Origin of the sequence: Agrobacterium leguminum, from assembly GCF_015704895.1 — a bacterium.
Taxonomy (GTDB): Bacteria; Pseudomonadota; Alphaproteobacteria; order Rhizobiales; family Rhizobiaceae; genus Agrobacterium; species Agrobacterium leguminum.
In genome coordinates this window covers 240134-259937 of the sequence record NZ_JADQWB010000005.1, presented here as the reverse complement: position 1 = coordinate 259937, position 19804 = coordinate 240134, and the positions used below count along the sequence as shown (strand labels likewise).

Below are 19804 nucleotides of genomic sequence, written 5' to 3'. Positions count from 1 at the left end.
GCGCCCATCAGTCTTTCCGGTAGAGACTGCCGAGCGGCTTCTTCAGCAGGCTTTCGCGGAGCGAAGGACGTGCATCGCCGGGCGGCGGGCCATTCTGTGCCTGCATCTGGAAACTGGCCTTGCGCAACTCGTTGACGGCGCCGGAGGCGGCATCGGGTGCCGCCGGATTTGGCGATGCGGAGAGCGTGCGGCCGGGCAGCATGTCCGGGCGGTAGGGCTCGTATCCCTCCGGTGCGGCCGTTCCCAGTTCCCGCTTCCAGCGGTCGATGTCGTCCGTCTCCCGTGGTGCGGCTGCCGGCTCCGGCAGATCGGAAAAGGCTGCTTCGACGCTTTGCTGGAAGCCGGTGATAACAGGCTTGGCCGTGGCGCGCATGCGGGTGACGATGTTGTTCAGATCGACCGTGTCAGGGGTTTCATGGTTCGTATGGCTGATGGTGCCGCTTGCTTTCGGCAATTTGGCCGTGGCCACGCGATCGAAACGCATGCGCATCGGTACATTGACGGCCTCGCCGAAGGCGATGGCCTCGCCATTGCCGATGGAAGACAGAAAGCTGGTGGTCGAGGTCGATGCGTTCGGTACGGCGGAGAGAATGATCTTCTGGTCGATCTCGTTCGACAGCCGCATGGCGAAAACGGTCGAGCATTGCGACAGGATGGTCTGGTCCAGCTCGCTTGGCCGCTGGCTGATGACGCCGAGCGAAATGCCGTATTTGCGGCCTTCCTTGGCGATCTGGGCAATGGATTGCCGGGTGGGGAAAAAGCCGCGCTCGGGGTCGGCAGGCACATAACGGTGCGCTTCCTCGCAGACGACAAGCATATGCAGCGAGCCGCGCGCCAGCACCGCCAGTTCGAAGGACATGCGGCAGAGGACGGAGACCACCGAATTCACCACTTCGGAGGGGATGCCGGAGAGCTGGAACACCGAAATCGGCTTGCCTTCCCCGGGAATGCGGAAAATATGCGCGACCGTCTCCAGAATGGTGTCGCTGATCGTATTGCTGGAGAACATGAAATTGTAGCGCGTGTCGTTGATGGCCGAGAGAATGCGGCCTTTCAGCGAGCGCAGCGCGGGTTTTTCGCCACGCCCTTCCAGCCGGCCGATACGTTCGTCGATGAGGGCGAGAAGATCGGCCATGCGATAGGGCACCGGCGTATCCGGCGTGATCGCGCTCTTGTCGGAGGTGCGGCGCACGGCGGAACCTTCGGTGCCGCGAAATGCTTTTTTCGCTTCCGGAACGAGGTCGCGAAGGACATCCATTTCTTCCGGCACGGGTTTGCGGCCGCGGAAAATCACTTCCGCAAATTCCTCAAGGCGCATCAGCCAGAAGGGAAGATCCAGCGTATCGGTGTCGATGACGACCGAATGATCGGGAAAGGCGGCCGCGAATTCATTATGCGGATCGAGAATGAGGACACGCAGCTTCGGGTCGGCCTCGATCGCCTTGTTCAGAAGCAGCGAGACGGCGGTGGTCTTGCCCACGCCCGTCGAGCCGACGACGGCGAAATGTTTGGCGAGCATCTGGGGAATGCTGATGGTGGCGTTGATCGTGTCGTCCTGCGTCAGCCTGCCGATCGTGCAGGCGTCGCGCTTGCCGCTGTCGTAAATCTTGGCAAGATCGCTGGTGCGGATGCGATGTGCCACTGCACCGAGATAGGGGTAACGGGAAATGCCGGTGGAAAAGCGCTCGCTGCCGTCCTCGGTGCGATAGACTTCGCCAACCAGTTCAACCTCGATCAGCAGCCTGTTCGGCCTGTCCGCCGCCCAGTAGTCCTCGCCGGTTCGCATGGAAAAGACCAGCGCCGCCACACGGCTCGTACCCATTTCGATGGAGATCAGGCGTCCGACGGACCAGAGCTGCGAGACATCGGTGGTGCCGGGTTCCGTTTCGGCGGCGATGGTGGCATGCGCACCGTTACAGGCGATGACGCGGCCCAGCATGCGGTTCGCCGGCTGCTGGCCGGATCGCCGTTCGTTTTCGTCCATGCGGGACGCATTATGAAACGTGTCGTTACTCACATTTTTTCCCGGTACATGCGGATGATCGCGGTGGTTCGGGCAGTATCTGCGTTCTCGATATTAAAAGATTATGCTTAACAACATGTGTATCGGCTGCGTTCGAAAATTTCGCGCAAGCAGCCTTTCGAGTAATAAAAGAAGGCGGCGGCGATTTTTTCCTGCAATATGCGTTGACGGCTGGCGCTTTTGTGGCTAACACTCCGGCCCATGAAAAATCTTAACGTACTTATCGTGGTGGGACGGCGCATGGGCAGGATGGTGTAACCATCCGGCGAAAGCACCCATGCGCTGAACGAGGCTCCTCTAGGGGCCTTTTTTTATGTCTTCAAACAGGCCCTCGGGCTCCTCGATATCCAAAGCCAAAGCGGGATGGAAACAGGCAATGACGGATAAGGACAATACGGAAAACAGCAATCGCATGACAGGTGCGGAGATCGTTCTGCAGGCGCTGAAGGACAATGGCGTCGAGCACATCTTCGGTTATCCTGGCGGTGCCGTGCTTCCGATCTATGACGAGATTTTCCAGCAGGAAGACATCCAGCATATCCTCGTGCGCCACGAGCAGGGCGCTGGCCATGCCGCCGAAGGTTATGCCCGTTCCACCGGCAAGGTCGGCGTCATGCTCGTCACCTCCGGCCCCGGCGCGACCAATGCGGTCACGCCGCTGCAGGATGCACTGATGGATTCCATTCCGCTCGTCTGCCTGTCCGGCCAGGTTCCCACCACGCTGATCGGTTCCGACGCCTTCCAGGAATGCGATACCGTCGGTATCACGCGCCCCTGCACCAAGCACAATTGGCTGGTCAAGGACGTCAACGAACTGGCGGGCATCATCCATGAAGCCTTCCGTATCGCGCAGACGGGTCGTCCCGGTCCTGTCGTCGTCGATATTCCGAAGGACATCCAGTTCGCCACCGGCACCTACACGCCGCCCTCCGCCGCCACCCAGCATGAGAGCTACAAGCCGAAGGTTCAGGGCGATCTGAACGCCATTCATGCCGCCATCGACCTGATGTCGAAGGCGAAGAAGCCGGTTTTCTATACCGGCGGCGGCGTCATCAATTCCGGCCCGGAGGCAACCCGGCTGCTGCGCGAACTGGTGGAGCTGACCGGCTTCCCGATCACCTCGACGCTGATGGGTCTCGGCGCCTATCCGGCTTCCGGCAAGAACTGGCTCGGCATGCTGGGCATGCACGGTTCCTACGAAGCCAATATGACGATGCATGATTGCGACGTTCTGGTCTGCGTCGGCGCGCGTTTCGACGACCGAATTACCGGCCGCATCAATGCGTTCTCGCCGAATTCCAAGAAGATCCATATCGATGTCGACCCGTCCTCGATCAACAAGACGGTTCGCGTCGACGTGCCGATCATCGGCGATGTCAGCCATGTTCTGGAGGATATGGTTCGCCTGTGGCGCGCTCTGCCGAAGAAGGTTGAGAAAGCGCAGACGGCCGACTGGTGGGCGCAGATCGAACGCTGGCGCGCCCGCAATTCCTTCGCCTACAAGAACTCCAACGATGTCATCATGCCGCAATATGCCTTGCAGCGGCTTTATGAGGCTTCGAAGGGCCGCGACACCTATATCACCACCGAAGTTGGCCAGCATCAGATGTGGGCGGCGCAGTTCTTCGGTTTCGAGGAGCCGAACCACTGGATGACCTCGGGCGGTCTCGGCACCATGGGCTATGGCCTGCCGGCGGCCATCGGCGTTCAGGTCGCGCATCCGGATGCGCTGGTCATCGATATTGCCGGTGACGCCTCGATCCAGATGTGCATTCAGGAAATGTCCTGCGCCATCCAGTACGGTCTGCCGGTGAAAATCTTCATCCTCAACAACCAGTATATGGGCATGGTGCGCCAATGGCAGCAGTTGCTGCATGGTAACCGCCTGTCCAACTCCTATACGGAAGCCATGCCCGATTTCGTCAAGCTGGCGGAAGCCTATGGCGCGGTCGGCATGTATTGCGACGATCCGAAGGAACTGGACGACAAGATTGCAGAAATGATCGCGGTCAAGAAGCCGGTCATTTTCGATTGCCGCGTCGCCAATCTTGCCAATTGCTTCCCGATGATCCCGTCTGGTAAAGCCCATAACGAGATGCTGTTGCCGGATGAGGCGACGGATGAAGCGGTTGCCAACGCCATTGACGCCAAGGGCCGTCAGCTAGTCTGAGCCGGGAGAGGAAAAGGACATGAACGCACACCTACAACCCACCGGCTCGGCCTATTTCATCCAGAAGGAAACGGCTGCCGTCGAAAATCACACGCTGTCGGTTCTCGTCAGCAACGAGCCGGGCGTTCTCGCCCGGGTCATCGGCCTGTTTTCCGGCCGCGGCTACAACATCGAAAGCCTGACGGTTTCGGAAACGGAACATGAGGCGCATCTGTCGCGCATCACCATCGTTACGCGCGGCACACCCATCGTGCTGGAGCAGATCAAGGCGCAGCTTGAGCGGATCGTGCCGGTGCACCGGGTTCTCGATCTCACCGTTCGCGCCCGCGAATTCGGTCAGGAGCGGCCTATCGAGCGCGAAGTGGCGCTCATCAAGGTCGCCGGTTCCGGCGAGGACCGCGCTGAGACGCTGCGCCTTGCCGATGCGTTTCAGGCCAAGGTAGTGGATGCGACGGTGGAGCATTTCATCTTCGAGATCACCGGCAAGTCGTCGAAGATCGACCAGTTCGTGGCGATCATCAAGCCGCTCGGCCTGATCGAGATTTGCCGCACCGGTATCGCGGCGATGAATCGCGGCCCGCAGGGGATGTAACCTCCATATCCGGAGCATATGTTGGAATATAAGCCCGCGGTTCGCCGCGGGTTTTTTTATGGCTTCGCCCGGATCGGCAGATATTCAACCATATGGTTGACTTTTCGGGTCGGCAGTCTATATTCAACAACATGGTTGAATTATCCGCTTCACATCTCGATACCGTCTTTCATGCCCTTGGCGACGCCACGCGCCGCACGATGCTACGCGATCTTTCCCTTGGTGAGCGAACGGTGAGCCAGTTGGCCCGACCGTTCGACATATCGCTCGCCGCCGCCTCGAAACATATCAAGGCGCTGGAAAATGCGGGGCTTATCCGCCGCGAGGTGAGGGGGCGCATCCATGTCTGCCGCCTTGCGCCGGAACCCTTGGCAGAGGCGCATGAATGGCTCGATTTCTACCGACAGTTCTGGGGCAGCCGCCTCGATATTCTTGAGCAGATGCTCAGGGAGGATGATCAGGGAAAAATCCCTGCAGATGGAGGAAATGACAATGGCTGATATTGCAATGCCTGACGCCTATGGCCGTCTTGTCGAACCGACGACCCTGAAGATCGAACGGCTGCTGCCGGGGCCGATCGAGCGGGTATGGGCCTATCTGACACAAAGCGAGCTTCGCCGCCGCTGGCTGGCTTCCGGCGAAATGCGGCTTGCGCCCGATGCGCCGTTCGAACTCGTCTGGCGTAACGATGAGCTTTCCGATCCGCCGGGCCGTCGCCCGGAAGGCTTTTCCGAAGAGCACAGAATGGCGTCCCGCATCATCACCGTCGTTCCGCCGCACCGCCTTGTCTTCAGTTGGGGCGAGGGCGCGGAAGTGTCCATCGAGCTTCAGGCTCTGGGCAAGGACGTGCTTCTGACGCTGATCCATCGCCGACTGGCGGATCGCACGACCAAGCTCAATGTCAGCGCCGGCTGGCACGTGCACCTCGATATTCTCGCTGCCCGGCTTCAGGAAGAGGAGCCGGGACCCTTCTGGGATACCTGGCTGGGGCTGAAAGAGGAATATGAGCATCGCATACCGTAATGAAGCGCGGTGCGTTCTCATGATCTGACGGCGCGGCCTGTCGCGCCGTTTCTTCCGGTCCGGGACTGATGACGCATCCCTGAACAATGGGCCTGCTTTTCGGCCTGGCGTTCACATTCCGATTCAACCGCTTGAGCGATTGATTCTGAAGTGTTTCGTAACCCTCTGTTACCTCACAGCATTTCCAGCGATGTCTTGCGCGTTGGCGGCGGGAAGACGGCATCCAGCGCCGCCCAGTCTTCCTCGGTTATTTCAAGATCGGTCGCGCCGCGATTTTCCTCGACACGGGAAACGCTGGCGGATTTCGGGATGGCGATGACGCCGTCCCTTTCCAGAAGAAAGGCGAGCGCCAGTTGCGCCGGTGTCGCCTGATAGGCCTTGGCGATGCGGATGAGTTCGTGGTTCTTCAAGATGCGGCCCTGCTCGATGGGGGAATAGGCCATCAGCGGCACGCCGCGCTCCTGGCACCAGGGCAGCAGCGAAAACTCCGGCCCACGCCGGGACAGATTGTAGAGAACCTGATTGGCCGCGCAGTTCTTGCCGCCGGGAACCGCGAAAAGCTCCTCCATGTCGTCGGTGTCGAAATTGGAGACGCCCCAGTCGCCGATCTTGCCGTCGCTCTTCAGCCTTTCGAAAGCCGCCACGGTTTCCGCAAGCGGGTGCTCGCCGCGCCAGTGCAGCAGATAGAGGTCGATATGGTCGGTGCCGAGCCTTGCAAGGCTGCGCTCGCAGGCCTCCGCTGTGCCTCTGGCGCTGGCGTTCCAGGGGTAGACCTTGCTGACCAGAAACACGTCCTCCCGACGACCGGCGATGGCCGCGCCGACCACCTCTTCCGATCTGCCGTCCGCATACATTTCCGCCGTGTCGATCAGCGTCATTCCGAGATCGATCGCCTTGCGGATGCTTTCGACCTCCTGCGGCGCGGATGATCTCGTCTCCCCCATGTTCCAGGTGCCGAGGCCAAGGGCCGGAACCTCTTTTCCGGAGGGCAGGGTGACGGAAGGAATATCGTCATACATGGGTTCGCTCCAGCGGTTGGTGATCGGACAATAGAACTTTGTTCCGACTTCTCAAAGTCGGCATGGAGAGGATCGATCCATCAAAAAAATTGACCTCGGCCATCGATCCGGCGGGGTGGCCTGATGTTGGCTCGACGGATAGGATTTCGGCTTAAGGAGAATTCATGACTGTCGAAACTCTTGTCGCGCTGGTGCTGTTTGCCTTCACCACATCCATCACGCCCGGCCCGAACAATATGATGCTTTTTGCCTCCGGCGTGAATTTCGGTTTCCGCCGCACCATCCCGCATATGCTGGGCATCGGGGCGGGGTTCCTGTCGCTGCTGATCGGGGTCGGCTTCGGTCTCGGCGCGTTGCTGCATTCGGTGCCCGTGCTCTACACCGGGCTGAAATTCGCAGGCGGGCTCTATCTCGTCTGGATCGCGTGGAAGATCGGCACCTCCCGCAGCCTGAGCGAAGGTTCGGCCGCATCGGAGCCGATGAGTTTCCTTGCCGCGGCCGCTTTTCAGTGGGTCAATCCCAAGGCGTGGGTGATGGCGGTGACGGCAATGGCGACCTATACGGATGAGCGGCAATATTTCCTTACCGTCCTTCTCGTCGGCGTGGCCTTCGCCGCGGTCAATCTTCCCAGCGTTTCCACCTGGGCGGGTTTCGGCTCTGCCTTGCGGGAATGGCTGGCTGTGCCGGTCCGGCTCAAATGGTTCAATATCACCATGGCCGTGCTTCTCGTCATCAGCCTCTGGCCGATGCTGAAATAACGGCCTTCACGTCGGGAACTGCCGGTAGCATTCCTCGGCGATTGCCTGCACCTCGTCGCGCGTCAGCTCGGCGGACACGGCGTAACCCAGTTCATTGTCGATCCAGTAGAAGGTCTCGATGCCGTCGGCGCTGGCCATGCGGAAGCTGGTGGTGCGGTTTTCCTCGTTGTGGCCGATCAGCACCGTCACCCGACGGCCGGTCTTGTCCTGATACATCAGCATCGCGCCCGGTTTGCCGCTGACGGGGATAAGACGCCCGCCGACGAGGTCGTATCCGATCTTCGAGAGATCGGGGATGGTGAAGGGGTAACCGAGCCGCTTGCCGAGCCATGTGGCGAGATGCTGCTGTTCTCCCGCGCCGACTTCGACGGGATGGCGCACCTCGCTCGCATAGATGAGATAGGCGGATTTCGCCTGCGCCGGAATATCCGTCGTCAGCGACGCCAGGGTCACGTCCTGCGGCGTGGAAAAAGACGACGGCAGAAGCCTGCCCGCCGCGGCACCCGCCACGAAGATCAAAAGGGCGACTGCTGTTTGCAGGAGAACCGGTTTTGCCCGCCATGCCCGGTCCCTCGTTTGCGGGCTGAGCATCGATGCGTCATGCGGATGCGCGGCGGCATAGGAGGCGAAGGCATTGCGCAGAATATCGGCCTGTTTTCTCCATTCCTCCACACGGGCCTGCTCTTCCGGCCTTTCCGTCAGCCAGACCTCGACAGCCGCGCGGTCATCGTCGGAAAGAAGTCCGTCGACATAGGCGTGCAAATCGTCTTCGGTTATGGCCTCTAGCCGTTTCATCTTGGTCTCCGCAGGGGTATGATATTATCCGCCGCCAGATGCTGGCGAAGGGTTTCGCGGGCGCGGGACAGTCTGGACATGACAGTGCCGAGCGGGATCGCCAATGTCTCGGCCGCCTCCTGATAGCTGTAGCCTTCCACCGTCACCAGCATCAGCACGGCGCGCATGTCCGGCGAAAGAAGGGCGAGTGCGCCGTGCAGCCGGTCGTTCTCCAGCGTGTCGGAGAGCGTCTCCGCGCCGGCGATGCTCTCATGGCCGTCCAGGCTCTCGGACGGGTGGCGTTTCTCGGCGCGGTGGCGGTTGCGATAAAGATTCGTCATTATCGTGTAAGCCCATGATTTCAAACCCGTTCCGCGCCATTGCCTTTTATTGGCCAGCGCCTTTTCCACGCAGTCCTGCAAGAGGTCTTCGCCATCGGCATCTGAACGGGAAAGGCTGCGGGAATAACGGCGCAGCATGGGCATCAGCGCCAGCATTTCGGTTTCGAAACTGCCGGCTGCGGGGGAATGGTTCCCCCGCTTTTCATCCGTCATGCCATCAGGGTTTTGCGGCATCCCATACACCGTTCATACCGTCGCCGGTGGCGTCGCCTTTTTTCGTGTCCTTGACCCAGTAATAAAGCGGCATGCCATCCTTCGCCCATTGCATCTTGCCGTCCTTGCGCTTCACGAGGGAATAGGCGCCCTCGGCCTTGTCGCTTGCGGCTGCGAAAAACGGCGGCCAGTTCACCGCGCATTTGTCATAACAATTGGATACGCCCTTCTTGTCGTTCTTGAAAGTGTAGAGCGTCATGCCTTTTTCGCCCGCCAGCACATCGCCCTTGGCGGTCTTGACGGTTTCGACCATAGGGGCGGCATAGGCCGTTCCGGCAAAAGCCAGAACGAGGGCGGGAACGATAAAGCGGATCTTCATGGACATATCCTCCTTGGTTCGGGCGGCCTCTGCCGCCAGCACATCAAGAGACACCGCAGCCCGATGGATTATTCCCTGCGGCAACGAATTTTCGCGATTTTTAAACTTATCCATTGAGCTAACTATTTCGATATGATAGTTAGCCTTATGGAAAACTATTCAGACGCGCTCAACGATATCTTCCAGTCTCTTGCCGATCCGACCCGCAGGGCGGTGATCCTGAAGCTGGGCGGCGGGGAGGCGAGCATCGGAACGCTGGCCGAACCCTTCGACATGGCCCTGCCATCCTTCATGAAACATATCCGCCAGCTGGAAGAGGCGGGGCTGATCGTGACGCGCAAGCAGGGGCGTGTCCGGTTCTGTTCCCTGGAGAAACAGAGGTTCTCCATGCTCGATGGCTGGTTGTCGCAACAACGCGCCATCTGGGAAGGCCGCACCGACCGGCTCGAACAATTCGTCATGGCGCAACAGGACAGGATGTCCAGTAAAGGGGAGAATGACCAATGACCGAGACTTTCAATCCCGATCTCGACCTGAAGATTTCACGCATCATCAGGGCGCCGCGCCGGCTTGTCTGGAATGCCTGGACGGACAAGGCCAGCCTCGAACAATGGTGGGTGCCGCATCCCGGCCAATGCCGGGTCGACCGCATGGAGCTCCATCCCGGCGGCGCCTTCGAAACGCGCTATAGCGAGGACGGCACGGCCTTCGGTCCGCATGTCAAAGGATGTTTTCTGGCGGTGGATCATGAGCAGCGTCTGGTTTTCACCGATGCGCTGACGGCGGGTTTTCGCCCCTCCGCCCAGCCGTTCCTCACCGCCGTGATGACATTTCGCGATCACCCCGACGGCATGGAATATGTGGCCTATGCCATGCACAACAATCTTGAGGATCGCGACAGGCACGCGGAGATGGGTTTCTTCGACGGTTGGAACACGGTTGCGGAGCAGCTGGCGCAGCTTGTCGAGAAGCAGGCGGTCAATTGAGCCGCATCAGCCGAACAGGGGAATATCCGGCTTGTTGAGCATGAGCCAGATGATGCCGAGAACCGCGAAAAAGGCGGGAAAACCGCAGGCGAACCAGATGCGGTAAAGCCGGAACCATTGTGCCGGCAGGGCCTGTCCGGTGGCGGCGCAGTCGCGGGCGATATCGCGCAGTCTGATCTGTATCCACACCACCGGCAGCCAGAAAATGCCGGTGAAGACATAAAGGGCAAGCGAAAGCGCGATCCAGCCTTCGGTCAGCGGCCAGCCGATGATGCGCGCGAGAAAATATCCGGTGACCGGCTGGATGATCGCGGCGGTGGCGGTAAAGACCGTGTCGGCGATGACGACAGTGCCTGCGACATGGGCGATCAGCGCCGGGCTGGCCGTCCGCCGTGCCATCACCATGAAAAAGGCAATGCCCGCGCCGGTGCCGAACAGCACCGTCGCGCCGATGACATGGGCAAGCCGTAGCAGTTCCTCAAGTGTCATCAGCGTTCATCCAAGGTGGCGAGGGCAACGAGCGTCAGGGCGACGGAAGGCAGAACCTTGACCAGAGGACCGAGCGGATCGAGCCAAAGGGTCGGTTCCAGCAGGCTGCCGCCGGCCAGATAAGCGGCGCTGACCAACAGCATGCCGACAAGCGCCTTTCTGGCGAGCGGCCGCAGCAGGACGGCGATGCCGAGGGCTATATCGATGAGGCAGGTGGCGAGCGTGAGAATGACAGCCAGCGTTTGCGGCATAAAGGGCAGGAAATGCGCCGCTGCTCCGGGGATATTCAGCAGCGGTATGAGACCGGACAGCAGCCAGAATAAAGACAGGCAGAGAACGATCAGGGGTTTCAGCAGATATAATCTGGCAAACCACAGGTCCTGCACGCCCGAAGGGTGAACGGCCAGCGTCTGTTCCAGGGTCTTGAGTGACGCCATCGCCGGTCCTGCTTCATTCTCCGTCACGATGCCTTCCGACATGACCGTCATGGCGGTCGAACGCAGCGGCGACCGCCAGCCGAGTTTGCCTGCGGCATCCGCCACGAGGGCGACGGGGCGCATGAAGGCGGCGGGAAGATTTATGACCGGAGCACGGCGCAGGCCCAGCCATTGCCGGTGTCTGGTGACCACGTCCTGCAATGTCAGCGTTTCCTTCGCGGCGAGTTCGAGATCGCTGCCCGGCGGGATTTCGCCGTCGATCGCCGCGCATACCACGGTTGCCACATCCTCCACCGCGACCGTCCGGACGGCGATTCGTCCATTGACGAGCGGCACCACGAAGGGAAAGCCTGCAAGCGCACGCACGAGTGCCGTGCCGCCGTGCGCGTTTCGCCCAACCACCAGCGCGGGGCGCAGAATGACGTGAGGCAGACCGCTTGCGGCGAGCGCCTCATCGGCGCGGCGTTTGGTGGCGAGGAAGGGCAGGCCGGATGCTGCCCCCGCCGTGCGGGCCGATATCTGGATTATCCGTCTGCCGCCCGTCTGCGCCGCTGCTTCATAGAGCGCCAGCATCGCCTTTTCCTGCGTCGCGGCAAGGTCATCCGACAGGCCGTCCTGCAGCGCGCCCGCGCAATTGACAATGGCGTCATGGTCATGGACGAGCGATGACCAGTCTGTCGCGCGCGTCATCCTGGAAAGATCGGCTGAGACCCAGTTGGCGAAAGGCCATTTGTCGCGGGCGGGGGTGACCGAACGCGCCAGCCCCGTCACGGCATGCCCGCGGAGGTGAAGGCTTTTGAGAACCTCCGAACCGATGAAACCTGTTGCGCCGAGAATCAATATCTTCATACGAGGGATGATAGCGACCACGGTTTAAAAACCAGCCGTGTTTTATTGCCGCATTATCACGTAGCGATTCATCTTTCGTTCTTTTTCTGTTGCGCATGACGCTCGAATCCTGCGATGAGGGCGCATGTTATTTTCACCGCAACAGGACGAAGCGCTGAAGGCTGTTTCCCGCTGGCTGAAGGAAGGCCGGACGCCGGTTTTCCGGCTGTTCGGTTATGCCGGAACGGGCAAGACGACGCTTGCCAAACATTTCGCGGAAAATGTCGATGGTGAAGTGTTGTTTGCGGCCTTCACCGGCAAGGCGGCGCAGGTGCTGCGCTCGCGCGGGGCGACCAATGCCCGCACCATCCATTCGCTGATCTATCGCCCGCGCGGCGAAGAAACGGTGGAAGACGAGGAAACCGGCAAGACTTCGATTGCGCCGATGTTCTCCATCAACCGCCAGAGCCCGCTCGCCAAGGCGGCGCTCATCATCATCGATGAATGTTCGATGGTGGATGAGCAGCTCGGCAAGGACCTGATGAGCTTCGGCACGCCGATTCTCGTGCTCGGCGATCCCGGCCAGCTGCCGCCGGTTTCTGGCGGCGGCTTCTTTACCGAGCAGGAGCCGGATTATCTGCTGTCGGAAATCCATCGCCAGGCCAAGGACAATCCCATCATCCATCTCGCCATGGATGTGCGGGAAGGCCGGGAGATCATGCGCGGCGATTACGGGACCGCGCAGGTGATTTCCAAATCCGAGGTGACGCAGTCGCTGGTTCTCGATGCCGATCAGGTGCTTGTCGGCACCAATCGCACCCGCCGCCGTTACAATCAGCGGCTTCGCGAGCTGAAGGGTTTTACCGCCGATTACCCGCAATCCGGCGACAAGCTGGTCTGCCTCCGGAACGACCCGGCCAAGGGGCTGCTCAACGGCTCGCTCTGGCAGGTGATGAGTTCTTCGCGCGAGACGGTGAAGCCCGGCATCAACCTGATGATCCGGCCTGAAGACGACGATATGGATCGTGGTGCTGCCAAGATAAAACTGCTGAAGGCGGCCTTCGAGGATGTGGAGACGGAAATTCCGTGGTCCACGCGCAAGCGGTATGACGAATTCGATTTCGGCTATGCGCTGACCGTGCACAAGGCGCAGGGTTCGCAGTGGAACAACGTGGTTCTCTTCGACGAGAGCTATGCTTTCCGGGACTCGCGCGAGAGGTGGCTTTACACCGCCATTACCCGTGCGGCAGAGACACTGACCATCGTTCGTTGATTGTGACTATGCACGGATGACGCCGAGCAGAACCGCCTTGGCGACCGCCTGAAAGCGGTTGCTGGCATTGAACTTGCCGATGATCTTCGCCTCGAGAACATTGAGATCGCTGCCCGAAAGACCAAGCGCGCGGGCGAGTCTCACCGGGGCGTAACCCTCCGCCATCAGTTCCAGACATTTTCGTTCGGTGTCGGTGAGGGCGATGTCCTTGGCGGGCGCCCGTTCCGCGACATCCATGCCGTCCGCATCCGTGTCGGTGACCAGCAGTTCCTCGATCTGCTGGGCCTGGCGCTGAAGGGTGGAAAGCTCGGCCGTCAATTCCCGCTTCCGCTGCCGCAGCGCGGCGTGGAATATATCGTCCGCCTCGCCCTGCGAGAGCGAACGGACGAATTTTTCCATGATTTCGGTAATGGCGGCGACGGAAATGCCCACTTCGCGGCAGACGTTGATGACGGCCATGCGCTGGACATTGCGGTGGGTGTAGACCCGCATCTGGCCGATGCGCTTCGAGGTCAGCAGCGCCTTTTCCTCGTAAAAATGCAGCGTCCGATGGGTCACCCCGAAGATATTGGCCATGTCGGCGATGGGCACGGGTTCAGCGGGCAGGGAGGAGGGCAGGCTTATATCCGGTAGAAAGCTGCTGATCCTTAGATTGGGTTTGTCCTCGTCGCCGTGACTTTCGAACGGCATCCGGCCATCCTGCATTGTCTCCCCCTTCGCGCTCTTTGACAGTGTGCCTGCCTTTTTAAAGGTGCCCGTTGCTTGTTCCCCCAAGACGGGCATGTTTTCCGATCAAGACCTCATGCCAAACGCTACATCAGAACCGTAACGTGTATTGCCTGTTTTCGTTCCCGCAATAATAAAAAATTCGCCGGCCTTCTTGCGATTGGCCTCAACCTGCGTGAAACAGGATGTCAATTCCGAACCGGAGCCCCGATGCCATGCCCGCAAAACTTTCTGTCAATCTGAACGCAATTGCCATGTTACGCAACCGCCGCGATCTTCCATGGCCGGATGTCGCGCATTTCGGGCATATTGCACTGGCGGCGGGGGCAAGCGGGCTGACTGTACACCCGCGGCCGGATCAGCGCCATATCCGCTTTTCCGATCTGCCGGTGCTGCGCGCCCTGATCGACGACAGTTTCCCTGACACGGAATTCAACATCGAAGGTTATCCGACCGAGGATTTCCTCGTTCTTTGCGAAAAGACCCAACCGGAGCAGGTGACGCTGGTGCCCGACGATCCGTCGCAGGCAACCTCCGACCACGGCTGGGATTTCCGCAAGCACGGCGTTTTCCTGAAAGACGTGGTGGGACGCCTGAAGGCGGGCGGCATGCGCGTCTCGCTTTTTGCCGATGGCGATGGCGAACGCGAACCGGTGGAACTGGCCGCCGAGACGGGTGCGGCGCGCATCGAACTTTACACCGGCCCCTATGGCGGCTGTTTTGACGATCCGCAAAAGGGTGAGGCGCTTCTCGAAAAGCTCGGGCAGACGGCGGATCATGCCAGAGCGCTCGGGCTTGCCGTCAATGCCGGCCATGACCTCACCGTCGCAAACCTGCCCAAGCTAATGAAACGTATCCCTTATCTGGCCGAGGTTTCCATCGGTCACGGGCTGACGGCGGATGCGCTGGAATATGGCATGGCTGAAACAGTCCGGCGTTTTTGTCACGCCTGCGGTCAGGCTATTTCATAACCAAAGTCAATTTTTTCGCCTATGCTTTGGCTGCGCATGCTCCGTGCGCGAGCTTTTGAAGGCAGAAGACATATGCAAGAACATCATGTTGTCGTCGTGGGTGGAGGCTTCGGCGGTTTGCAACTGGTACATGGGCTGGAGGGGGCCCCTGTCCGCATCACATTGATAGATCGTCGCAATCACCACCTGTTCCAGCCATTGCTTTATCAGGTTGCGACGACGGCTCTGGCGACATCCGAAATCGCCTGGCCGATCCGCCATCTCTACCGCGACCGCAAGGAGGTCACGACCCTGCTTGCGGAGGTGACCGGCATAGACCGGGCGGCGCGGACCGTGCATTTAAGTTCGGGTCAGGTGATCGGTTTCGATACGCTGGTGCTGGCCACTGGCGCCCGCCACGCCTATTTCGGCCGCGACGAGTGGGAGCGTTCCGCCCCCGGCCTCAAGACGCTCGAAGATGCGACGACAATCCGCCGCCGCCTGCTTCTGGCTTTCGAGCGGGCCGAACTCGCCACCAGTGAAGAAGAACGGCAGGCGCTGCTGACCTTCGTCATCATCGGCGCAGGCCCGACGGGCGTGGAAATGGCAGGCATGATCGCCGAGCTGGCGCACAAGGCGCTGCCGGCGGAATTCCGTAATGTGGATACCAGAAAGACCCGGGTGCTGCTCGTCGAGGCCGGCCCTCGCGTTCTGCCGGTCTTCACGGAAGATCTTTCGGCCTATGCGAAGGAAGCCCTCGAAAAACTTGGTGTCGAGGTTCTGCTCGGCACACCGGTGACGGCGTGCAGCGATGAGGGCGTGACGGTGGGCGAGACCTATTACCCCTGCCGCACCGTTGTCTGGGCCGCCGGCGTGCAGGCGTCGCCCGCCGCGAAATGGCTCAATGCCCCCGCCGACCGGGCGGGACGTGCCGTTGTTGGGCCGCATCTTCATCTGGAAGACGACCCGAATATCTTCGTCATCGGCGATACGGCCGCCGTCAATCAGGAAAACGGCAAGCCGGTGCCGGGCATCGCACCCGCGGCAAAGCAGCAGGGCGCCTATGTCGCGAAAGTCATCAAGGCGCGGCTGGCCGGCCAGCCGTCACCGCCGCCGTTCCGCTACAGCCATCAGGGCAATCTGGCGACTATCGGCAAACGCGCGGCGGTGATCGATTTCGGCAGGTTCAAGCTCAAGGGCGTGCTGGCGTGGTGGATATGGGGGCTTGCCCACATCTACTTCCTGATCGGGACGCGGTCGCGGCTTGCCGTGGCGTGGAGCTGGCTGTGGATTTACTTGAGCGGCCAGCACAGCGCGCGGCTGATTACCCAGAAAGAGACGCTGAAGGACGAGGCCTGAGGGCAGGGGTAAGGCAAAGGGCGGGAAGCCTGCGCTTCCCGCCCTCGTGCTTCTGTAGGCGCCCCAACCTCTCCTCCGTCATGCCGGACTAGATCCGGCATCCAGCCACGGCGCGTCTGCGCCGTTAAAAGAGTCTTTTTCGATCAAAGACTTGATCGCGCTGGACCCCGGATCTAGTCCGGGGTGACGGAGTGGGGATGTGGCGAGCCTGCCCAATCCAAAGCTCAAGCGTCGAGCGACGCCATATCGATGACGAAGCGATACCGCACATCGCTTTTCAGCACGCGCTCATACGCTTCGTTGACGTCCTGGATGTTGATCGTCTCGATCTCCGAGACGATGTTGTGCTCGCCGCAGAAATCCAGCATGTCCTGGGTTTCCTTGATCGAACCGATCATCGAACCCGACAGGTTCTTCGCGCCGATGATGAGCGAGAAGGCGTGCACCGGGATCGCATGTTCCGGTGCGCCGACGACGACCATGCTGCCCTTGGGCTTCAGGAGGCCGAGATAGGCATTCCAGTCGATGGCGACGCCGGCCGTGCAGATGATCAGGTCGAAGGTGCCGGCCAGCTTCTCGAAGGTCGAGGCGTCGCTGGTGGCGTAATAGTCCTTCGCACCGAGCTTCAGACCGTCTTCCTTCTTCGACAGCGTCTGCGAGAGAACGGTGATATCCGCGCCCATGGCCGCGCCGAGCTTGACGCCCATATGGCCAAGGCCGCCCATGCCGACGATCGCGACCTTCTGGCCGGGACCGGCATTCCAGCGGCGCAGCGGCGAATAGAGCGTGATGCCGGCGCAGAGAAGCGGTGCGGAAGCATCGAGCGGCAGGTTGTCCGGGATCGACAGGACATAACCTTCCTTGACGACGATCGAGTCGGAGTAACCGCCATGGGTCGCGGTCTTCGTGAAGGGATCGACGTCGTTATAGGTCTGGACGAGGCCGGGCATGTAATGCTCGTTGTCCAGATCGCGTGTGGCGCAGCCGACGCAGGAATCGACGAAGCAGCCGACGCCGACATGGTCGCCGACCTTGAACTTCGTGACCTTGGAACCGACAGCTTTCACGACGCCGGCGATCTCATGGCCGGGAACGATCGGGTAGACGGCGTTCTTCCATTCGTTGCGGACGGTGTGGATGTCCGAGTGGCAGATGCCGGCATATTTGATGTCGATGACGACGTCGTCATCGTTCGGCTCGCGGCGTTCGAAGGTGAACGGGGTAAGCGGCTTCGACGCATCGGTCGCAGCGTAACCTCTAGCAATAGCCATCTGAATATCCTTTCGGGAGTTGGGGACGACGGAATATGCGATGGAAGCGCGAGGCGGCGTTAGAGCGATCCTCCGAGCTTTTTGCACGATCCTGCAAAAATATGGTGGCGCACTCTTTGCGCGGGCCGTGCGGCTTTCTAGATAAAAGACATCAGCCGCATCTCTTCCTTCAGTTAAGGGATTTCCCCTATGTCCTTGCCGTTTAATGTCTATCAGGAGATCGCCTCCATCGCCGCGCGGCATGCCACCCAGGACGGCGAGGTACAGACGGCAATCGACTCCCTCGGCATCAGCCGGCGTACGACGCCGAGCGCCCCATGCCACGGCAGCTATCGCCCCTGTCTCGCGCTGGTGATCCAGGGTTCGAAAAGCGTTCAGCTGGGAACCGACACCATCAATTATGGCGCGGGGGATTATCTCCTGACCTCGCTTGACCTGCCGGTAGCGTGGCGGGTGGTGGAGGCGAGCAGGGAGGTGCCGCATTTCTGCATCGCGCTTGCCATCGACAGCGAAAAGCTGCTCGATCTCATGCGGCGTGTGCCCATCGATCCGCCCGCCGAGCCGGCGAACGCCCAGCGCGGCATCGTCGTCAATACGGCCACGCCGGAACTTCTCGACGCGGCCATCCGCCTGTTGCGCCTGCTCGACCGTCCGACGGATATTGCTGCCATGGCGCCGCTGATCGAACAGGAAATCCTCTACCGCATTCTGACCGGGCCGGCCGGCGGACAGCTTATGAACATCATCGCGGCCGGCAGCCATGGCAACCGCATCGCCCGCGCCATTACCTGGCTGCGCGCGAATTTCGCACGCCAGCTGCGCATCGAGGATCTCGCCGATCATATCGGCATGAGCGTCTCGTCCTTCCACCATCACTTCAAGACGATCACGGCCATGACGCCGGTTCAGTACCAGAAGCAGCTGCGCCTGCATGAGGCGCGGCGGCTGATGCTGCTGGAGCGGCTGGATGCGGGCACCGCCGGCCATCGCGTCGGTTATCAGAGCCCGTCGCAGTTCAGCCGCGAATATAGCCGCTTTTACGGACTATCGCCGTCGCGGGATATCGATGCATCGCGGGAGATCAGTGCGGCTGGGTAGATTGGGTCTTTGGGAAGGTTGTTTATTGATAGCGGACTGAGGCGCGTGGGGCTTACCCCCCTCTGCCCTGCCGGGCATCTCCCCCTCAAGGGGGGAGATCGGCATGAGGCCCTACCACCGCTCCATTCGCAAACGTTGAGATGGGCGAGACCCAACCACGAGTCGATCTCCCCCCTTGAGGGGGAGATGCCCGGCAGGGCAGAGGGGGGTGAAGCCCCGCCCACCTCGGTCTGCTATCCACGCAAAATTCCCTGGAGGTTCACCTCAAGCTTGCAGTCATACTCCGGGGCACCGCGTCAATTCTCATCCTCCCCCGAAGAATCCGCTTGACGGGCAAGCAGCCTCCGCTTAAATGGCGCTCGAACCGTACCGTACGGTACATTAATCGAGCCCCTGGAGTGGAAAGACTTGGCTTCCGACCCGATCACAGCGCAGGAATTTTCGCCGCGCCAGAACGCCGTTCTGGACCAGGCATTGCGTCTATTGGTCGAGGGCGGCGAGAAAGCGCTCACCACATCGGGGCTGGCGCGCGCCGCCAACTGTTCCAAGGAAAGCCTCTACAAGTGGTTCGGCGACCGGGACGGCCTGCTGGCGGCGATGATCACCTTTCAGCAGAGCAAGGTCCGCACCTTCGAAAAGGCGGGCGACCGCGTTTCCGCACCGCAGCTTGCCGATCACCTCGAGGTTTTCGCGCATGATCTGCTGGATGTGCTGGCGGGTGACGTGTCGCTGGCGCTTAACCGTCTGGCGATAGGGCAGGCGAGCCGTGACGGCTCGAAGCTCGGCGATCTGCTGCTGGAACGCGGCCGTCGCCAGATCGACCGGCGGGCGCGTGGGCTGATCGAAGCGGGTCGCCGTTCCGGCTATCTGCGTTTCGATGATGCCGAGGAGGCATATCGCAGTTTTTACGGCCTCATCGTTTCGGATCTGCATGTGCGCATGCTTTTGGGCGAGGCGCCGGACAAGGATTTTTCCGCCCGGGCGAAGAAGGCGGTCGTCGCCTTTCTGACCCTCTACGGCACGGAAAAGGTACATTCGGAACTCAGCGGCAAACCCGCCTGACATTCCGGTTCAGACAACTGAGAGACAAGCATT

The 19804-nt window shown here is 60.8% G+C and carries 21 protein-coding genes; 12 read left to right on the top strand and 9 right to left on the bottom strand.

Translation table 11 applies throughout. The features are described from left to right. Positions 1-7 precede the first annotated feature (7 nt). Positions 8-2017 (bottom strand): ATP-binding protein, encoded by a 2010-nt coding sequence (locus I3J13_RS10590; RefSeq protein WP_196378751.1) that lies wholly within the window; start codon positions 2015-2017, stop codon positions 8-10. Positions 2018-2399: 382 nt separating this feature from the next. Here I3J13_RS10590 and I3J13_RS10585 point away from each other — a divergent pair, with 382 nt between their 5' ends. The 4 genes from I3J13_RS10585 to I3J13_RS10570 all read left to right on the top strand — a co-directional run bounded on the left by I3J13_RS10585 (position 2400) and on the right by I3J13_RS10570 (position 5808). Continuing rightward, positions 2400-4193, top strand: a complete 1794-nt coding sequence (locus I3J13_RS10585; protein ID WP_196378750.1) for an acetolactate synthase 3 large subunit — start codon at positions 2400-2402, stop codon at positions 4191-4193. Between the two features lie 19 nt (positions 4194-4212). Further along, on the top strand, positions 4213-4785 hold the full coding sequence (ilvN, locus tag I3J13_RS10580) for an acetolactate synthase small subunit (protein ID WP_196378749.1): 573 nt from the start codon (positions 4213-4215) through the stop codon (positions 4783-4785). Positions 4786-4916: 131 nt separating this feature from the next. Continuing rightward, positions 4917-5285, top strand: coding sequence for an ArsR/SmtB family transcription factor (locus I3J13_RS10575; protein WP_031233868.1), 369 nt, complete (start codon positions 4917-4919; stop codon positions 5283-5285). Further along, a complete protein-coding gene (locus I3J13_RS10570) occupies positions 5278-5808 on the top strand; it encodes an SRPBCC family protein (RefSeq protein WP_031233869.1) in 531 nt (176 codons plus the stop codon). Before I3J13_RS10575 ends, I3J13_RS10570 begins: the two co-directional genes overlap by 8 nt. A 173-nt stretch (positions 5809-5981) precedes the next feature. On the opposite strand, the gene I3J13_RS10565 is transcribed toward I3J13_RS10570, so the two are convergent. Further along, on the bottom strand, positions 5982-6827 hold the full coding sequence (locus I3J13_RS10565) for an aldo/keto reductase (RefSeq protein ID WP_196378748.1): 846 nt from the start codon (positions 6825-6827) through the stop codon (positions 5982-5984). 164 nt (positions 6828-6991) lie between these two features. Here I3J13_RS10565 and I3J13_RS10560 point away from each other — a divergent pair, with 164 nt between their 5' ends. Further along, on the top strand, positions 6992-7585 hold the full coding sequence (locus I3J13_RS10560) for a LysE family translocator (protein ID WP_080818672.1): 594 nt from the start codon (positions 6992-6994) through the stop codon (positions 7583-7585). Positions 7586-7591: 6 nt separating this feature from the next. Here I3J13_RS10560 and I3J13_RS10555 read toward each other — a convergent pair whose 3' ends face one another. Genes I3J13_RS10555 through I3J13_RS10545 form a run of 3 tightly spaced genes read right to left on the bottom strand, consistent with a single transcriptional unit; the run spans position 7592 to position 9298 of the window. Then, positions 7592-8380, bottom strand: coding sequence for an anti-sigma factor family protein (locus tag I3J13_RS10555; RefSeq protein WP_196378747.1), 789 nt, complete (start codon positions 8378-8380; stop codon positions 7592-7594). Continuing rightward, positions 8377-8934, bottom strand: coding sequence for an RNA polymerase sigma factor (locus I3J13_RS10550; RefSeq protein WP_065655851.1), 558 nt, complete (start codon positions 8932-8934; stop codon positions 8377-8379). The genes I3J13_RS10555 and I3J13_RS10550 overlap by 4 nt, the downstream gene beginning before the upstream one ends. Beyond that, positions 8918-9298: a COG4315 family predicted lipoprotein gene (locus I3J13_RS10545; RefSeq protein ID WP_078051963.1), complete on the bottom strand. Its 381-nt coding sequence runs from the start codon at positions 9296-9298 to the stop codon at positions 8918-8920. The genes I3J13_RS10550 and I3J13_RS10545 overlap by 17 nt, the downstream gene beginning before the upstream one ends. Positions 9299-9439: 141 nt before the next feature. Between I3J13_RS10545 and I3J13_RS10540 the strand changes: the two genes are divergently transcribed. Next, positions 9440-9799 carry an ArsR/SmtB family transcription factor gene (locus tag I3J13_RS10540; protein ID WP_196378745.1) on the top strand — a complete coding sequence of 120 codons (360 nt, stop codon included), beginning with the start codon at positions 9440-9442 and terminating at the stop codon, positions 9797-9799. Further along, positions 9796-10278: an SRPBCC family protein gene (locus I3J13_RS10535; RefSeq protein ID WP_196378744.1), complete on the top strand. Its 483-nt coding sequence runs from the start codon at positions 9796-9798 to the stop codon at positions 10276-10278. The genes I3J13_RS10540 and I3J13_RS10535 overlap by 4 nt, the downstream gene beginning before the upstream one ends. 6 nt (positions 10279-10284) lie before the next feature. Here the strand turns inward: I3J13_RS10535 and I3J13_RS10530 are convergent, their stop codons facing one another. Both I3J13_RS10530 and I3J13_RS10525 read right to left on the bottom strand, forming a co-directional pair. Beyond that, entirely contained in the window at positions 10285-10767 is a 483-nt protein-coding gene (locus I3J13_RS10530) for a DUF2269 family protein (RefSeq protein ID WP_065655853.1), read from the bottom strand. Further along, the gene (locus tag I3J13_RS10525) at positions 10767-12053 is read right to left on the bottom strand and encodes an SDR family oxidoreductase (RefSeq protein WP_196378743.1); all 1287 of its coding nucleotides are present in this window, start codon (positions 12051-12053) and stop codon (positions 10767-10769) included. Before I3J13_RS10525 ends, I3J13_RS10530 begins: the two co-directional genes overlap by 1 nt. A 124-nt stretch (positions 12054-12177) precedes the next feature. Between I3J13_RS10525 and I3J13_RS10520 the strand changes: the two genes are divergently transcribed. Then, the gene (locus tag I3J13_RS10520) at positions 12178-13305 is read left to right on the top strand and encodes an ATP-dependent DNA helicase (RefSeq protein WP_059756749.1); all 1128 of its coding nucleotides are present in this window, start codon (positions 12178-12180) and stop codon (positions 13303-13305) included. Positions 13306-13311: 6 nt separating this feature from the next. Here the strand turns inward: I3J13_RS10520 and I3J13_RS10515 are convergent, their stop codons facing one another. Continuing rightward, complete coding sequence (locus tag I3J13_RS10515) at positions 13312-14010, bottom strand: MerR family transcriptional regulator (protein ID WP_196378742.1); 699 nt, start codon at positions 14008-14010, stop codon at positions 13312-13314. Positions 14011-14246: 236 nt separating this feature from the next. Here I3J13_RS10515 and I3J13_RS10510 point away from each other — a divergent pair, with 236 nt between their 5' ends. Then, positions 14247-15002, top strand: a complete 756-nt coding sequence (locus tag I3J13_RS10510; RefSeq protein WP_196378741.1) for a pyridoxine 5'-phosphate synthase — start codon at positions 14247-14249, stop codon at positions 15000-15002. Between the two features lie 72 nt (positions 15003-15074). After that, entirely contained in the window at positions 15075-16340 is a 1266-nt protein-coding gene (locus I3J13_RS10505) for an NAD(P)/FAD-dependent oxidoreductase (protein ID WP_020811165.1), read from the top strand. A gap of 224 nt (positions 16341-16564) precedes the next feature. Here the strand turns inward: I3J13_RS10505 and I3J13_RS10500 are convergent, their stop codons facing one another. Further along, positions 16565-17611 (bottom strand): NAD(P)-dependent alcohol dehydrogenase, encoded by a 1047-nt coding sequence (locus tag I3J13_RS10500; RefSeq protein WP_142779439.1) that lies wholly within the window; start codon positions 17609-17611, stop codon positions 16565-16567. Between the two features lie 189 nt (positions 17612-17800). Between I3J13_RS10500 and I3J13_RS10495 the strand changes: the two genes are divergently transcribed. Both I3J13_RS10495 and I3J13_RS10490 read left to right on the top strand, forming a co-directional pair. Further along, positions 17801-18709, top strand: coding sequence for an AraC family transcriptional regulator (locus tag I3J13_RS10495; RefSeq protein WP_196378740.1), 909 nt, complete (start codon positions 17801-17803; stop codon positions 18707-18709). A gap of 408 nt (positions 18710-19117) precedes the next feature. Next, on the top strand, positions 19118-19771 hold the full coding sequence (locus I3J13_RS10490) for a TetR/AcrR family transcriptional regulator (RefSeq protein ID WP_003507581.1): 654 nt from the start codon (positions 19118-19120) through the stop codon (positions 19769-19771). Positions 19772-19804 lie beyond the last annotated feature (33 nt).

Excerpts from the sequence above, each read along its gene's own strand:
- I3J13_RS10525 (WP_196378743.1), bottom strand. The coding sequence starts at position 12,053 with ATGAAGATATTGATTCTCGGCGCAACAGGTTTCATCGGTTCGGAGGTT.
- I3J13_RS10505 (WP_020811165.1), top strand. The coding sequence starts at position 15,075 with ATGCAAGAACATCATGTTGTCGTCGTGGGTGGAGGCTTCGGCGGTTTG.
- I3J13_RS10545 (WP_078051963.1), bottom strand. The coding sequence starts at position 9,298 with ATGTCCATGAAGATCCGCTTTATCGTTCCCGCCCTCGTTCTGGCTTTT.
- I3J13_RS10510 (WP_196378741.1), top strand. The coding sequence starts at position 14,247 with ATGCCCGCAAAACTTTCTGTCAATCTGAACGCAATTGCCATGTTACGC.
- I3J13_RS10555 (WP_196378747.1), bottom strand. The coding sequence starts at position 8,380 with ATGAAACGGCTAGAGGCCATAACCGAAGACGATTTGCACGCCTATGTC.
- I3J13_RS10515 (WP_196378742.1), bottom strand. The coding sequence starts at position 14,010 with ATGCAGGATGGCCGGATGCCGTTCGAAAGTCACGGCGACGAGGACAAA.
- I3J13_RS10550 (WP_065655851.1), bottom strand. The coding sequence starts at position 8,934 with ATGCCGCAAAACCCTGATGGCATGACGGATGAAAAGCGGGGGAACCAT.
- ilvN (WP_196378749.1), top strand. The coding sequence starts at position 4,213 with ATGAACGCACACCTACAACCCACCGGCTCGGCCTATTTCATCCAGAAG.
- I3J13_RS10575 (WP_031233868.1), top strand. The coding sequence starts at position 4,917 with ATGGTTGAATTATCCGCTTCACATCTCGATACCGTCTTTCATGCCCTT.
- I3J13_RS10500 (WP_142779439.1), bottom strand. The coding sequence starts at position 17,611 with ATGGCTATTGCTAGAGGTTACGCTGCGACCGATGCGTCGAAGCCGCTT.
- I3J13_RS10530 (WP_065655853.1), bottom strand. The coding sequence starts at position 10,767 with ATGACACTTGAGGAACTGCTACGGCTTGCCCATGTCATCGGCGCGACG.
- I3J13_RS10570 (WP_031233869.1), top strand. The coding sequence starts at position 5,278 with ATGGCTGATATTGCAATGCCTGACGCCTATGGCCGTCTTGTCGAACCG.
- I3J13_RS10585 (WP_196378750.1), top strand. The coding sequence starts at position 2,400 with ATGACGGATAAGGACAATACGGAAAACAGCAATCGCATGACAGGTGCG.
- I3J13_RS10495 (WP_196378740.1), top strand. The coding sequence starts at position 17,801 with ATGTCCTTGCCGTTTAATGTCTATCAGGAGATCGCCTCCATCGCCGCG.
- I3J13_RS10535 (WP_196378744.1), top strand. The coding sequence starts at position 9,796 with ATGACCGAGACTTTCAATCCCGATCTCGACCTGAAGATTTCACGCATC.
- I3J13_RS10565 (WP_196378748.1), bottom strand. The coding sequence starts at position 6,827 with ATGTATGACGATATTCCTTCCGTCACCCTGCCCTCCGGAAAAGAGGTT.
- I3J13_RS10560 (WP_080818672.1), top strand. The coding sequence starts at position 6,992 with ATGACTGTCGAAACTCTTGTCGCGCTGGTGCTGTTTGCCTTCACCACA.
- I3J13_RS10540 (WP_196378745.1), top strand. The coding sequence starts at position 9,440 with ATGGAAAACTATTCAGACGCGCTCAACGATATCTTCCAGTCTCTTGCC.
- I3J13_RS10520 (WP_059756749.1), top strand. The coding sequence starts at position 12,178 with ATGTTATTTTCACCGCAACAGGACGAAGCGCTGAAGGCTGTTTCCCGC.